Genomic DNA, 13,252 nt, shown 5'->3' with positions numbered 1-13,252 from the left:
GGAAGGCAGAAAGATGGTACAGGTGAGAGCACACCAGCCCGTCAACCTCGACGGCAGCATCAACCTCGAGGCCTGGCTGGATCACACCCTCAGCGTCGATCCGGCGCTGGATCGCGCGGCGCTCAAGGCGGCCTGCGAGTTCGCCCGTGAGGTGGAACAGCAGGCCAACGCTGCGCAGAACCTGTGGGTCGAGGGCGCCTCCAGCTTCCAGACCGGCCTGGAGATCGCCGAGATCCTCGCCGACCTCAAGCTGGATCAGGACAGCCTGGTGGCCGCGGTGATCTACCGCGCCGTGCGCGAGGGCAAGACCACGCTCAAGGAGGTACAGGACAGGTTCGGCCCGGTGGTGGCCAAGCTGGTCGACGGTGTGCTGCGCATGGCGGCCATCAGCGCCTCGCTGAATCCGCGCGACTCCCTGGTGCTCGGCTCGCAGGCGCAGGTGGAGAACCTGCGCAAGATGCTGGTGGCCATGGTCGATGACGTACGTGTGGCGTTGATCAAACTGGCCGAGCGCACCTGCGCCATCCGCGCGGTGAAGGAAGCGGATGACGAGAAACGCCATCGGGTGGCTCGCGAGGTGTTCGACATCTACGCGCCGCTGGCTCACCGCCTGGGCATCGGTCATATCAAGTGGGAGCTGGAGGACTTGTCCTTCCGCTACCTGGAGCCTGAGCAGTACAAGCAGATCGCCAAGTTGCTGCACGAGCGTCGTCTGGACCGTGAGCAGTACATCGCCAACGTGATGCAGCAACTGCGCGACGAGCTCACCGCCACCGGCATCAAGCCGGACATCAGTGGTCGGGCTAAACATATCTATTCGATCTGGCGGAAGATGCAGCGCAAGGGCCTGCAGTTCAGCCAGATCTATGACGTGCGCGCGGTGCGCGTGCTGGTGCCGGAAGTGCGCGACTGCTACACCGCGCTCGGCATCGTGCATACCCTGTGGAGGCACATTCCCAAGGAGTTCGACGACTACATCGCCAACCCCAAGGAGAATGGTTACCGCTCGCTGCACACGGCGGTGATCGGCCCGGACGGCAAGGTGCTGGAAGTGCAGATCCGCACCCACGCCATGCACGAGGAAGCCGAGCTGGGCGTGTGTGCCCACTGGAAATACAAGGGCACCGACGTCAAGGGTGGTTCCGACCACTATGAAGAGAAGATGGCCTGGCTGCGCCAGGTACTCGAGTGGCACGAGGAACTGGGCGATATCGGCGGCCTGGCCGAGCAGCTGCGTGTCGATATCGAGCCGGACCGGGTCTACGTGTTCACCCCGGACGGCCACGCCATCGACCTGCCCAAGGGCGCCACGCCGCTGGACTTCGCCTACCGCGTGCACACCCAGATCGGCCACAACTGCCGCGGCGCCAAGGTCAACGGGCGCATCGTGCCGCTGACCTACAGCCTGCAGACCGGCGAGCAGGTGGAAATCATCACCAGCAAGCAGGGCGCGCCGAGCCGCGACTGGCTCAACCCCAACCTCGGCTACATCACCACCAGCCGTTCGCGGGCCAAGATCGTCCACTGGTTCAAGCTGCAGGACCGCGAGCAGAACGTCGCCGCCGGCAAGGCCATGCTCGAGCGCGATTTGGCGCGCCTGGCGCTGTCCTCGGTGGACTTCGCCAAGCTGGCCGAGAAGTGCAACCTGAAGACCGCCGAGGACATGTATGCCGCCCTCGGTGCCGGCGACCTGCGCCTGGCCCACGCGGTCAACCTGGCGCAGCAACTGGTGGAGCCGGAGCGCGGCAGCGAGCAGCTTGAGCTGATCCCGCGGCGGCCTCAGAGCCTGCGCCCGGGCAAGCGGGGCGATATCCAGATCGAGGGCGTGGGCAACCTGCTGACGCAGATGGCTGGCTGCTGCCAGCCGCTACCGGGCGACCCCATCGTCGGCTACATCACCCAGGGGCGTGGCGTGTCCATTCACCGTCAGGATTGCGCCTCGGTGCTGCAACTGGCCGGCCGCGAGCCAGAGCGTATCATCCAGGTCAGCTGGGGCCCGGTGCCGGTGCAGACCTATCCGGTGGATATCGTGATCAAGGCCTACGACCGTTCCGGTCTGCTGCGTGACGTCTCCCAGGTGCTGCTCAACGACCGTCTCAATGTGCTCGCGGTGAACACCCACTCGAACAAGGAAGACAACACCGCCTCCATGCTGCTGACGGTCGAAATTCCCGGCTTGGACGCCCTGGCGCGTTTGCTGGCGCGGATCAGTCAGCTGCCCAACATCATCGAGGTGCGTCGCAGTCGCAACGGCAGCTGAGGTGAGATATCGCAAAGGGCGTTCGTGGGAGTGGCTGCAGCCGCGATGATCTCAGCGCCGCTGTTCGCGGCTGAAGCCGCTCCCACGCGAAAGCTGGAGCCTATGAAAGACATCTATACCCTGGACGACCTGCTCTACCTGATGGCCCGCCTGCGTGATCCGCAACACGGCTGCCCGTGGGACCTCAAGCAGAACTACGCCAGTATCGTGCCGCACACCCTCGAGGAAGCCTACGAGGTGGCCGATGCCATCGAGCGGGGCGACTTCGACCACCTGCCGGGCGAGCTGGGTGACCTGCTGTTTCAGGTCGTCTACTACAGCCAGCTGGCGCGTGAGGAGGGGCGTTTCGACTTCGCCAGGGTGGTCGACGCCATCACCCGCAAGCTGGTGCGCCGTCATCCCCATGTGTTTCCCGATGGCGATCTGTACGGCGCCCCGGATATGGCTCGCCTGGAAGAAGCCGCCATCAAGCAGCGCTGGGAAGAGATCAAGGCCGAGGAGCGCGCCGAAAAGGCCGCAGCGCCGGAGCAGCTGTCCCTGCTCGATGACGTACCCGTCACGCTGCCTGCGTTGTCCCGCGCGGTGAAGCTACAGAAACGCGCGGCCCAGGTAGGCTTCGACTGGCCCGAGGCGCTGCCGGTGGTGGACAAGCTGCGCGAGGAGCTGGACGAGGTGCTGGAGGCCATGAGCGAAAACGACCCTGAGGCGATTGCCGAGGAGGTGGGCGATTTGCTGTTCGTCGTCACCAATCTGGCGCGGCACCTCAAGGTCGATCCGGAGTCCGCCCTGCGCGCGGCCAATGGCAAGTTCGAACGACGCTTCCGTTATATCGAACAGGCATTGCGCGAGGCCGGCCTAGCCATCGAGAATTGCAGCCTTGAACAACTGGATGCCCTCTGGGGCGAAGCCAAGAAGATGGAAAAGCAGTCTCCGGGCTGCTGACGACGAGAGCGAGTACCGATGAGCCTTTCCCTCCGTGACCAGCTGCTGAAAGCCGGGCTGGTCAATGAAAAGCAGGCTAAACAGGCCGGCAAGCAGAAACAGAAGCAGCAGCGCCTGGAAAAGAAGGGCCAGGCCGAGGTGGATGACTCGCAGAAGCAGGCCGCCCTGCAGGCCATGGCCGAGAAAGCTGCCAAGGATCAGGAGCTGAATCGCCAGCAGCAGGAGAAGGCACAGCAGAAGGCCATCGCCGCTCAGATCAAGCAGCTGATCGAGAGCGCCCGTCTGCCCAAGCTGACCACCGAGGACTACTACAACTTCGTCGACGACAAGAAGGTCAAGCGCCTGTCGGTGAACAACCTGATGCGCGACAAGCTCAGCCGTGGCTCGCTGGCCATTGTCCGTCATGGTGGTGGGTACGAGGTGATCCCGCGTGAAGCGGCGCTGAAGATCCAGGAGCGTGACGAGCGCCGCATCGTGCTGCTCAACACGCCGACCGAAGCGCCGGATGAGGATGATCCGTATGCCGCCTACCAGGTGCCTGACGACCTGATGTGGTGAAGCACAAAAGCCGGGCCAAGCCCGGCTTTTTCATGCGCGCTCAGCAGCGCGCATTGCCCAGCAGCACCCGGCCGAAACTGGCGCCGTGGTTGAGTGGCGTGATGGCCAGCAGGCGATCCAGGCGTAGCGGTTGTTCGCCGTTCTCGGTGCGCACGATAAAGAACTCTTCCTTGCTGCTCTCGGTACGGGTGGTCAGGGCCTGGGCTGTCAGCTCGCCGCCACCGACCAGTTCGATGCGCAGCTGGTAGTGATGCATGCAGGCGATTTCCAGGTAGTCGTACAGGTCGCAGGACAGCGGGCGATAGGCGTCACTCATGGCAAGGCCCTCCGGGAGGAGAGAGTTATCCTAGCGCCGAATTGCGGGCATGAAAAAGCCGGGCGTCGCCCGGCTTCCGTTGGTATCTGCGTTCAGTCGCGTTTGCCTTCGACAGTGCGGCCGTCGACTGTGCCGTCCTTGAGCATGATCTGGTATTCCTTGCCGTCCTTCTCGACCTGGTGCAGGCGTACCAGCAGGTAGTTCCAGTCCTTGGCGAACCACAGCACGGTCTTGCGGTTGCTCTGGGTCGGATCGCGCACGCGCTCGACCTTGATCGCAGCGAGCAGGCCGGCTTTGGTGCGTACGTTCTCTTCGCCGAGTACACGGAAGTCGTAGGTTTCGACCTCGTCGCCGTCGATCACCTGGTAGCTCATGCTTTTTTCGCCTGCGGCCACATCGTGCTGCAGGACCAGCTGGTAGGTGGACTTGTCCTGCAGGCCGAGATTGAGCGGTACGCGCACCGCATCGCCCCGGTCGTTGCCGATCACCTGCTTTTCAGTCCAGTCGAAATCCAGCTCGATTTGCTTGCCTTTGCCCAGGCCGCTGCGGTCGAAGCGATAGGTCAGCGGCAGGAAGGCATCGTTCTCCACGCGGAAGGTGCTTTTCTCGCTGAGGCTGGCGACCAGCATGGAGGCTTCGAAATCCAGCTCCCAGCGGCCATTGTCCAGTTGCTTGAGGCTACGGCCGGCGGTGCCGCTGATCGGTACCTGCTTCCAGTCGGCGGTGTAGCTGGCGGAGAACGGCTTGATCTCCAGGGCCTGTGCCGGCAGGGCCAGCAGGGCGAGCAACATCAGCAGAGCGCGGGGCATGTGATCTCCTATGTGCGAATCAGGTGTCCGGTGGCTGGCAGGTCCTTGCCGTCCAGTTGTGCGCCGGTTTGGCCCAGGCGCAAGCGACCTTCGGCGAACCAGCGCATAGCCAGGGGATAGATGTGGTGCTCCTGGCCATGAACCCGTTGCGCCAGTGACTCCGGCGTGTCGTCAGACTCTACCGGGACTACCGCCTGTACGACCAGAGGGCCGCCATCGAGTTCCTCGGTGACGAAGTGCACGCTGCAGCCATGCTCGCTGTCACCGGCCTCCAGCGCGCGCTGGTGGGTGTGCAGGCCCTTGTACTTGGGCAGCAGCGAGGGATGGATGTTCAGCAGGCGTCCCTCGTAGTGGCGGACGAAGCCGCCGGTGAGGATGCGCATGAAGCCGGCGAGTACCACCAGTTGCGGATCGAAGCCGTCGATGGTTTCGACCAGCGCGGCGTCGAACGCTTCACGGCCGTCGAACTGCTTGTGATCCAGCACGCGGGTGGCGATACCGGCCTGCTTGGCCCGCTCCAGCCCGTAGGCATCGGCGCGGTTGGAAATCACCGCGACGATGCGGGCCGGATTGCCGTCATGGGCGATGCTGTCGATCAGCGCCTGCAGGTTGCTGCCGGAGCCGGAGATCAGCACCACGACATTGCAGTCGGCCATCAGTGGGCTTTCAGGTTGTTCAGTTGAACCTGGGCGGCGCCTTCGGCGGCCTGGGCGATGCTGCCGATGACCCACGGGGCTTCGCCGGAGGCGCGCAGGTTGGCGAGGGCGCTTTCGACCTGGTCCTGGGCCACGCAGATCACCATGCCGACACCGCAGTTGAGGACGCGGTGCATCTCGTGTTCGTCGACGTTGCCTTTCTCCTGCAGCCAGTCGAAGACCGCCGGGCGGTTCCAGCTGGCCACATCGATCACCGCCTGGGCGCCTTGCGGCAGTACGCGCGGGATATTGTCGAGCAGGCCACCGCCAGTGATATGGGCCATGGCTTTTACCGCGCCGGTGTCCTTGATCAGCTTGAGCAGCGGCTTGACGTAGATGCGGGTCGGCGCCATCAGCAGTTCGGTCAGCGGCTTGCCATCGAGCTGGATGGCCTCGATATCGGCGCCGGAGACTTCGATGATCTTGCGAATCAGCGAATAGCCGTTGGAGTGCGGGCCCGAGGAGGGCAGGGCGATCAGCGCATCGCCGGTAGCGACCTTGGAGCCGTCGATGATCTCGGCCTTTTCCACCACGCCCACGCAGAAGCCTGCCAGGTCGTAGTCTTCGCCTTCGTACATGCCCGGCATCTCGGCGGTTTCACCGCCGACCAGCGAGCAGCCGGCCAGCTCGCAACCGGCGCCGATGCCGGTAACCACGGTGGCGGCTACGTCGACGTTGAGTTTGCCGGTGGCGTAGTAGTCGAGGAAGAACAGCGGCTCGGCGCCACACACCACCAGGTCGTTGACGCACATGGCGACCAGGTCCTGGCCGATGCTGTCGTGCTTGTTCAGGTTCAGCGCCAGGCGCAGCTTGGTGCCGACGCCGTCGGTGCCGCTGACCAGAACCGGCTGCTTGTAGCCGGCAGGAATCTCACAGAGGGCGCCGAACCCCCCCAGGCCACCCATGACTTCCGGGCGCGCGGTGCGCTTGGCCACGCCTTTGATGCGTTCGACCAGGGCTTCACCGGCGTCGATGTCTACACCGGCGTCTTTGTAGCTGATGGAGGGTTGCTTGCTCATGGGATCAGGCCTTTAGAGGGGAGAATGCTGAGGGCGGGCGCCGTTGTGCGGGCCGCTGCGCGAAGGCGCGCGATTTTATCAGGCTTGCCCGGCAGCGGCCACCAGCCCCGACGGTTGCCGGGGAACAGACGGCTGTTTAAGGTATAGCCCTTCGCCTGGCCGATCAGGCATTTGCTTCCCCTTCCGAGAGTCTGTCGATGCGCGTGTCCGCCCGTCTGTTCGCCGTTTGTCTTTCGCTGCTCAGCCTGCCGGCCCTGGCCGCTCAGGTCGACGACCTTTATCAGGTGCGCGAGAGCGTTACCAGCCAGCAGCCGGAAGAGCGCAGCGCCGCTCTCGGGCGCGCCCTGGAAACCCTCATGCTGCGCCTGACCGGCGATGCCAAGGCTGTGCAGAGTGCTGGGCTGGAGGGTGTGCGCAAGGATCCTCAGCAACTGGTCAGCCAGTACGTGTACGAGGGCGATAGCCTGGTGGTGGATTTCGATCCGCTGACCACCGAGAACAAGTTGCGTCAGGCCGGTGTGCCGATCTGGGGCGCCAACCGTCCGTTGATCCTGACCTGGTGGCTGAATAACAGCGAGGGTAGCAGCAACCTGATCGGCGATGGCCAGGAGGCTGCAACACCTCTGCGTCAAGCCGCCCAGCATCGTGGTCTGCCGCTGCGCCTGCCGCTGGCTGACCTTGAAGAGCAATTGGTTGCCACCCCCGAGAATCTTGGTGCCAGCCAGCCGGATGCGTTGCAGCCAGCCTCCGAGCGTTATGCGGCCGATGCCCTGCTGGCGGTCAATGCCCGCGAACAGGATGGCCAGTGGCAAGCCGACTGGCGCCTGTGGCTGGGCGATGCCCGTGAGCAGGGCAGCGCACAAGGCGCGGATCAGCAGGCCCTGGCCGATTCCGTGCTGTTGGCGGTGAGCCAGCGTTTGGCGCCGCGTTTCCTGGTGAAACCGGGAGCGGCGGGAGCCATGACGCTGGAAGTGCAGGGCGCGGATCTGTCGCGCTACGCAGAGCTGGGGCGTCTGCTCGACCCGTTTGGTGCCCGCCTGCTGCGGGTCAGCGGCGATCTGCTGGTGTGGCAGGTCAATGCCAGCGCCGAGCAGTTGCGTGCCCAGTTGGGGCTGGCAGGCTTGCGCGAAGTACCGGTTGAGGCTGCTCCGCTGGATGCCACTGGCGAGCTGCAGGCCACGCCGGCTCAGGCTCCGGCCAACCTGATGCGCTTCAGCTGGTAAGCAAACGGTCGACGCGTTGTCACTAATGCTGCTGTTTACTCTCTTGTTGCCGGTGCGTTGTGACGCCCCGGCCTCTTTCCTTTAGGCGGAGTGCCTGAAATGACCGATTCACAGCGCTGGCTATGGCTGGCTGGGCTGTTTCTCTGTGGCTGGCTGATCTATCTGCTGATGCCGATCCTGTCGCCCTTTTTGGTCGCCATGTTGCTGGCCTACATGGGCGATCCGCTGGTGGATCGCCTGGAGCGGCGCAGGCTCTCGCGTACCTGGGGCGTGGTCGTGGTGTTCGCCGTGTTCAGTCTGCTATTGCTGATTCTGTTATTGGTGCTGATCCCGATGCTGGGACGGCAGCTGGTGCGGCTCTACGAACTGGTTCCACAGGGGCTCGACTGGGCGCAGCACCAGGCTTTTCCCTGGATGCAGGCGCAGCTCGGTCTGGCCGAGGGTTTCTGGCGCTTCGACCAGCTCAAGCAGGCCTTTTCCGGACAGCTTGGCAAGACCACCGATATTGTCGGTGGCCTGCTGGCGCAAGCCACGGCTTCGAGCCTGGCGCTGCTCGGCTGGTTGGGTAATCTGCTGTTGATACCCGTGGTGGCTTTCTATCTGTTGCGCGATTGGGACCTGATGATGGCCCGGTTGCGTAGCCTGTTGCCACGTGCCCGCGAGCGACTGATCGTGCAGTTGGTCGGTGAGTGTCATGAGGTGCTGGGCGCTTTCATGCGTGGCCAACTGATGGTCATGTTGGCGTTGGCAGGCATCTATTCAGTCGGCCTGATGGTGGTCGGCTTGGAGTTGGGACTGCTGATCGGCTTGCTGGCGGGACTGGCCAGCATCGTGCCGTACATGGGCTTTATCGTGGGTTTTGGCGCTGCCGTGGTCGCCGCGCTGTTTCAGCATGGCGGCTTTGAGCTCTATCCTCTGATCGGCATTGCCGTGGTCTTTGGCATCGGTCAGCTGCTCGAAGGCATGCTACTGACTCCCTTGCTGGTCGGTGATCGCATTGGCCTGCACCCGGTAGCCGTGATCTTCGCCATCCTTGCCGGTGGTCAGCTGTTCGGCTTCACCGGCGTGCTGCTGGCCTTGCCAGTGGCCGCGGTGATCATGGTTTTGCTGCGCCATGCCCATGATTTCTATAAACTTTCCGACCTTTACGGAGAGTCTTCCGGCGATTCGCAAGAACCGCCGTCCAGTGCATGAAACCAGTCCAGCTACCTCTTGGCGTGCGCCTGCGCGACGACGCCACCTTTGTGAACTACTACCCCGGCGCCAACGCGGCGGCTCTCGGCTATGTCGAGCGCCTATGCGAGGCCGATGCCGGCTGGACCGAGAGCCTGATCTACCTCTGGGGGGGTGAAGGCGTGGGGCGCAGCCATCTCCTGCAGGCGGCCTGCCTGCGTTTCGAGCAGCGTGGTGAGGCGGCGGTCTATCTGCCCTTGGGCGAAGTGGCCGAGTACGGCCCTGAGCTGCTCGATGGCCTGGACCAGTCCGAGCTGGTCTGTCTCGATGATCTCGACGCCGTGGCCGGGCGCGCGGACTGGGAAGAGGCGTTGTTCCACCTGTTCAACCGCCTGCGCGACTCCGGTCGGCGCCTGCTGCTGGCGGCCACCGTTTCACCGCGCGAATTGCCGGTGCAGCTGCCTGACCTGCAATCGCGTCTGACCCTGGCGCTGGTGTTCCAGTTGCATGAGCTGGGAGATGAAGACAAGCTGCGCGCCCTGCAGTTGCGTGCTTCGCGCCGTGGCCTGCACCTGACCGATGACGTTGGGCGTTTCATCCTGACCCGTGGCGAGCGCAGCATGAGCGGTCTGTTCGAGTTGTTGGAGCGCCTCGACCAGGCATCCCTGCAGGCCCAGCGCAAGCTGACCATTCCCTTTCTCAAGGAAACCCTGGGCTGGTAAGGCCCAGGGGGTCGACTTACTCGCCGGCCAGCTTACGGTCGTACTGGAACTTCCAGCGCACATAGAGCAGGGCGCTGCAGAACAGGCCCAGGCTGATCACGGTTTCCAGGGCGCCGAACAGTGCGCGGGCCGGATCGATGGCGGCCAATACGCCCTGGATGAAGTAGATGTTGACCACGAAGCAGGCCCAGGCATGGGCGCGGGCGTTGCCCAGCAGCAGGCCTGGAGCGAGCAAGAGCAGTGGTAACAGCTGAATGCTCAGGACGACCCAGGTGCGTGCGCCGTGCAGGTCGGCGAAAACGAGGTTCCAGACCAGCAGCAGTGCCAGCAAGGCGAGGAAACTGAACAGGCTGAGCGCGCGGCTGAGCCGCAGGCGCGGGGTCAGCCATTCCAGGCTGGGCAGGGGTTTGGGCGTTTTAGCCACGTGGGGACTCCAGTTTGGCTGCGGTGCTCGCCAGGCGCTGGCCAAGGGCGCGGCACAGGGCGATTTCATGTTCATCCAGGGAACGCTTGCCATCGGCGCCGGCGTGGTGGCTGGGGCCATACGGCGTGCCGCCGCCCCGGGTTTCGAGCAGGGCGCCTTCGCTGTAGGGCAGGCCGCAGATCAGCATGCCGTGGTGCAGCAGGGGTAGCATCATCGACAACAGGGTACTTTCCTGGCCACCGTGCAGGCTTGAGGTCGAGGTGAACACGCCGGCCGGTTTGCCTACCAGTTCGCCCGTCAGCCACAGACTGCTGGTGCCATCGAGGAAATACTTCATTGGCGCGGCCATGTTGCCGAAGCGGGTCGGACTGCCCAGCGCGAGGCCAGCGCAACCCTTGAGGTCGTCATGGCTGACGTACAGCGCACCTTCCGCAGGAATCGCCGGAGCGACGGCCTCGCACTCGCTGGAAACCGTGGGGACGGTACGCAGGCGTGCTTCCAGGCCGCCCAGCTCGACGCCGCGGGCAATCTGCCTGGCCATCTCCGCCGTGGCGCCATGGCGGCTGTAGTAGAGCACCAGGATGTAGGGCGTACTCATACCAGCAGCTCCAGCACTTTCTCCGGTGGGCGGCCGATCACGGCACGTTCACCGGCGATCAGGATGGGGCGTTCGATCAGTTTCGGGTGGCTGGCCATGGCGGCGATCAGTTGCTCGTCGCTCAGGCTGGAGTCGCTTAGACCCAGTTCTTTGTATTCGTCCTCACCGCTGCGCAGCAGCTGGCGGGCCGGGATACCCAGCTTGCCGAGCAGGGTACGCAGCTCATCGGCGCTGGGCGGCGTATCCAGATAGCGTACGACGGTGGGTGTCAGGCCGCGGGCTTCGAGCAGCTCCAGCGCGCCGCGAGACTTTGAGCAGCGCGGGTTGTGATAGAGGGTCAGGTCGGTCATGGCGGGTGCCCATTGGCGAATGAGGGCGCTATTCTAGCCGCCAAGAGCGCGAAACGGCTAAGGAGAGGGCATGCGACGGCGGCTGGATGACTGGGTGGAGTTCTGGGGCTTCCTGTTCCGGCGTTTTCTGGCCGATCGCGCGATCAACAGTGCGGCGGCCTTGACCTACACCACGCTGTTCGCCGTGGTGCCGATGATGACCGTGACCTTCTCCATGCTTTCGGCTATCCCGGCGTTTCAGGGGACCGGTGAGCAGATCCAGAGCTTCATCTTCAACAACTTCGTGCCATCGTCCGGCGAGACGGTGCAGGAATATCTACGCGAGTTCACCACCCAGGCACGTAAGCTGACCTGGGTCGGTGTGGTGTTGCTGGCCGTGACGGCATTCATGATGCTGGTGACCATCGAGAAAGCCTTCAACACCATCTGGCGCGTGCGTCAGCCGCGTCGTGGCATCTCCAGCTTTCTGCTGTACTGGGCGATTCTCAGCCTGGGGCCGATATTGCTGGGTGCGGGCTTTGCCGCGACCACCTACATCACCTCGCTGTCGCTGCTGTCCGGGCCGGATGCGCTGGTCGGTGCCAAGACGCTGCTCGGTTTCGCGCCTTTGCTGTCCAGTGTGGCAGCGTTCACATTGCTCTACTCCAGCGTGCCGAACGCCCGCGTGCCGCTGCGCCATGCCTTCGCAGGCGGGCTGTTCACCGCCGTGCTGTTCGAGCTGGCCAAGGGGTTGTTCGGGCTCTATGTCAGCCTGTTTCCCGGTTACCAGCTGATCTATGGCGCTTTTGCCACGGTGCCGTTGTTTTTGCTGTGGATCTATCTGTCCTGGTTGATCGTGCTGTTCGGCGCCGAGCTGGTGTGCAACCTGTCCTCTTCTCGCCTCTGGCGGCGGCGTGCTTTGCCACGGGTGCTGGTATTGCTTGGCGTGTTGCGGGTCTTTCATCAACGACAGCAGCAGGGACGAGCGGTGAGCCATGCGGAGATACAGCGTGAAGGCTGGTTGCTGCCTGAGGACGAATGGGCCGAGCTGACCGAGTTTCTCGCCGGTGAGCAACTGATCTGTCGTACCAGTGGCGGAAATTGGGTGCTGTGCCGGGATCTGCAGCACTACAGCCTTTATCAACTGCTGATGAGCAGCCCCTGGCCGCTGCCGCGGCCGGGGCAGTTACCCGAGCAGTTCGAGGAGGCCTGGTACCCCTCGGTACGTGAGGCGCTGGAGCAGCTTCACCAGCAGCAGGCTGAGCTGTTTGCCGGCAGTCTGGCCCAGTGGCTGGATGGGGCTGGTCAGAAGTGACGAAAAAAGTCAGTTTAGTGCGGGGTGCAGTCGGCTCCGCGCTGCTATAAAGGCGAGCAAACGCAGCAATTCCGGCCCGGGAAGGCTGGCACGCTTCTGGCTATCTTCCAGCTATATGCTGGCAGAGTGCCGGCGGCCTGAGACTCAGGGAAGTCGAGTGGATGAGCAGTAGCAAGAACAAAGTAGTGCCGTTGCAGCCGCGCGATACCGATGAAGCGCTGGAGCGGCTCAACCGCATTACCGGCCTGCGTTTTGTGCGCTGGCCACAGTCACTGGCGGCACTGGCGCGTCAGGCCGGTGAAGAGAGCGAGCCGGAAAAGCCCAGTTCGGTTGTGCGTTTCGGGGTGTTCTGAGCCCACAAAGCAAAACCCCGCCGAAGCGGGGTTTGCATAAGCAGTCTGGCTATCAGGCCATGGCCTGGCGATTGGCGCTTTCCTGTAGCTCTACCGCCTGGACGAAAAGTTCTTCGACGATCAACGACTGCGTGGGGACTGCCGAGCGCAGGCGTACCTGCATGTCCTCAATCTTGCCTTTCATCGGCAGGCGTGCGATGCCCGAAAGCATGACTTTGTTATGGCTGTTGACCTTACCGTGATCGACGGCCACGTCACGCACCTGATTGCCGTCGCGATAACGCACCATCAGCGAAACCGGCAGGTTGGCCAGGCCTGGCAGATGCAGCCAGGCAGCCACGTTGTATTCCGCCACACGCCCCTCGTAGGGCGTTACGTTGCTGCGTGCGCTGTTGACGATGCTGGAGGGAACGGGACCGATCAGCTTGTCATTGGCTTGGGACATGGATGGGGCTCCGGCAGAACGTGTTGGTATAGATATGGGGCGATTATAGGCAGGTGAGGTGCACGCAAACT

16 protein-coding genes are annotated in these 13,252 nt (G+C 63.7%); 8 read left to right on the top strand and 8 right to left on the bottom strand.

The features are described from left to right. Positions 1 to 13 precede the first annotated feature (13 nt). The 3 genes from relA to ACF8C6_RS03440 all read left to right on the top strand — a co-directional run bounded on the left by relA (position 14) and on the right by ACF8C6_RS03440 (position 3,760). Entirely contained in the window at positions 14 to 2,260 is a 2,247-nt protein-coding gene (gene relA, locus ACF8C6_RS03450; RefSeq protein ID WP_392498009.1) for a GTP diphosphokinase, read from the top strand. 111 nt (positions 2,261 to 2,371) lie between these two features. Continuing rightward, positions 2,372 to 3,202, top strand: coding sequence for a nucleoside triphosphate pyrophosphohydrolase (gene mazG, locus ACF8C6_RS03445; RefSeq protein WP_392498174.1), 831 nt, complete (start codon positions 2,372 to 2,374; stop codon positions 3,200 to 3,202). An 18-nt stretch (positions 3,203 to 3,220) separates the two neighbouring features. Next, entirely contained in the window at positions 3,221 to 3,760 is a 540-nt protein-coding gene (locus tag ACF8C6_RS03440) for a DUF2058 domain-containing protein (RefSeq protein ID WP_341690328.1), read from the top strand. Positions 3,761 to 3,800: 40 nt separating this feature from the next. Here the strand turns inward: ACF8C6_RS03440 and ACF8C6_RS03435 are convergent, their stop codons facing one another. From ACF8C6_RS03435 to purM, 4 genes are all read right to left on the bottom strand, one after another. Then, a complete protein-coding gene (locus ACF8C6_RS03435) occupies positions 3,801 to 4,076 on the bottom strand; it encodes a Rho-binding antiterminator (protein ID WP_277688683.1) in 276 nt (91 codons plus the stop codon). A gap of 92 nt (positions 4,077 to 4,168) precedes the next feature. After that, positions 4,169 to 4,885: a DUF3108 domain-containing protein gene (locus tag ACF8C6_RS03430; protein ID WP_277688684.1), complete on the bottom strand. Its 717-nt coding sequence runs from the start codon at positions 4,883 to 4,885 to the stop codon at positions 4,169 to 4,171. A gap of 8 nt (positions 4,886 to 4,893) precedes the next feature. After that, positions 4,894 to 5,541 (bottom strand): phosphoribosylglycinamide formyltransferase, encoded by a 648-nt coding sequence (purN, locus tag ACF8C6_RS03425; protein ID WP_392498008.1) that lies wholly within the window; start codon positions 5,539 to 5,541, stop codon positions 4,894 to 4,896. Further along, positions 5,541 to 6,599, bottom strand: a complete 1,059-nt coding sequence (gene purM, locus ACF8C6_RS03420) for a phosphoribosylformylglycinamidine cyclo-ligase (protein WP_392498007.1) — start codon at positions 6,597 to 6,599, stop codon at positions 5,541 to 5,543. The genes purN and purM overlap by 1 nt, the downstream gene beginning before the upstream one ends. 197 nt (positions 6,600 to 6,796) lie before the next feature. Between purM and ACF8C6_RS03415 the strand changes: the two genes are divergently transcribed. The 3 genes from ACF8C6_RS03415 to hda all read left to right on the top strand — a co-directional run bounded on the left by ACF8C6_RS03415 (position 6,797) and on the right by hda (position 9,717). Continuing rightward, entirely contained in the window at positions 6,797 to 7,822 is a 1,026-nt protein-coding gene (locus ACF8C6_RS03415) for a DUF2066 domain-containing protein (protein WP_392498006.1), read from the top strand. 99 nt (positions 7,823 to 7,921) lie between these two features. Beyond that, positions 7,922 to 9,016 carry an AI-2E family transporter gene (locus tag ACF8C6_RS03410; protein WP_277688687.1) on the top strand — a complete coding sequence of 365 codons (1,095 nt, stop codon included), beginning with the start codon at positions 7,922 to 7,924 and terminating at the stop codon, positions 9,014 to 9,016. Beyond that, complete coding sequence (gene hda, locus ACF8C6_RS03405; protein ID WP_277688688.1) at positions 9,013 to 9,717, top strand: DnaA regulatory inactivator Hda; 705 nt, start codon at positions 9,013 to 9,015, stop codon at positions 9,715 to 9,717. The genes ACF8C6_RS03410 and hda overlap by 4 nt, the downstream gene beginning before the upstream one ends. Before the next feature lie 16 nt (positions 9,718 to 9,733). Here hda and ACF8C6_RS03400 read toward each other — a convergent pair whose 3' ends face one another. Genes ACF8C6_RS03400 through arsC form a run of 3 tightly spaced genes read right to left on the bottom strand, consistent with a single transcriptional unit; the run spans position 9,734 to position 11,089 of the window. After that, positions 9,734 to 10,141, bottom strand: coding sequence for a DUF2069 domain-containing protein (locus ACF8C6_RS03400; RefSeq protein ID WP_392498005.1), 408 nt, complete (start codon positions 10,139 to 10,141; stop codon positions 9,734 to 9,736). Next, positions 10,134 to 10,739: an NAD(P)H:quinone oxidoreductase gene (gene wrbA, locus ACF8C6_RS03395; protein ID WP_392498004.1), complete on the bottom strand. Its 606-nt coding sequence runs from the start codon at positions 10,737 to 10,739 to the stop codon at positions 10,134 to 10,136. The genes ACF8C6_RS03400 and wrbA overlap by 8 nt, the downstream gene beginning before the upstream one ends. Then, positions 10,736 to 11,089, bottom strand: coding sequence for an arsenate reductase (glutaredoxin) (arsC, locus tag ACF8C6_RS03390; RefSeq protein WP_392498003.1), 354 nt, complete (start codon positions 11,087 to 11,089; stop codon positions 10,736 to 10,738). Before arsC ends, wrbA begins: the two co-directional genes overlap by 4 nt. 70 nt (positions 11,090 to 11,159) lie before the next feature. Between arsC and ACF8C6_RS03385 the strand changes: the two genes are divergently transcribed. Together ACF8C6_RS03385 and ACF8C6_RS03380 are read left to right on the top strand one after the other, a co-directional pair. Continuing rightward, positions 11,160 to 12,383: a virulence factor BrkB family protein gene (locus tag ACF8C6_RS03385; protein WP_392498002.1), complete on the top strand. Its 1,224-nt coding sequence runs from the start codon at positions 11,160 to 11,162 to the stop codon at positions 12,381 to 12,383. Positions 12,384 to 12,544: 161 nt separating this feature from the next. Continuing rightward, positions 12,545 to 12,736, top strand: a complete 192-nt coding sequence (locus ACF8C6_RS03380; RefSeq protein WP_392498001.1) for a hypothetical protein — start codon at positions 12,545 to 12,547, stop codon at positions 12,734 to 12,736. A gap of 52 nt (positions 12,737 to 12,788) precedes the next feature. Here ACF8C6_RS03380 and ACF8C6_RS03375 read toward each other — a convergent pair whose 3' ends face one another. Next, positions 12,789 to 13,181, bottom strand: coding sequence for a hypothetical protein (locus ACF8C6_RS03375; protein ID WP_392498000.1), 393 nt, complete (start codon positions 13,179 to 13,181; stop codon positions 12,789 to 12,791). Positions 13,182 to 13,252 lie beyond the last annotated feature (71 nt).

The organism is Pseudomonas sp. zbq_18, from assembly GCF_043102245.1.
Classification (GTDB): Bacteria; Pseudomonadota; Gammaproteobacteria; order Pseudomonadales; family Pseudomonadaceae; genus Aquipseudomonas.
The sequence above is the reverse complement of the archived record's forward strand: the minus strand, read 5'-3'. Positions and strand labels throughout refer to the sequence as shown.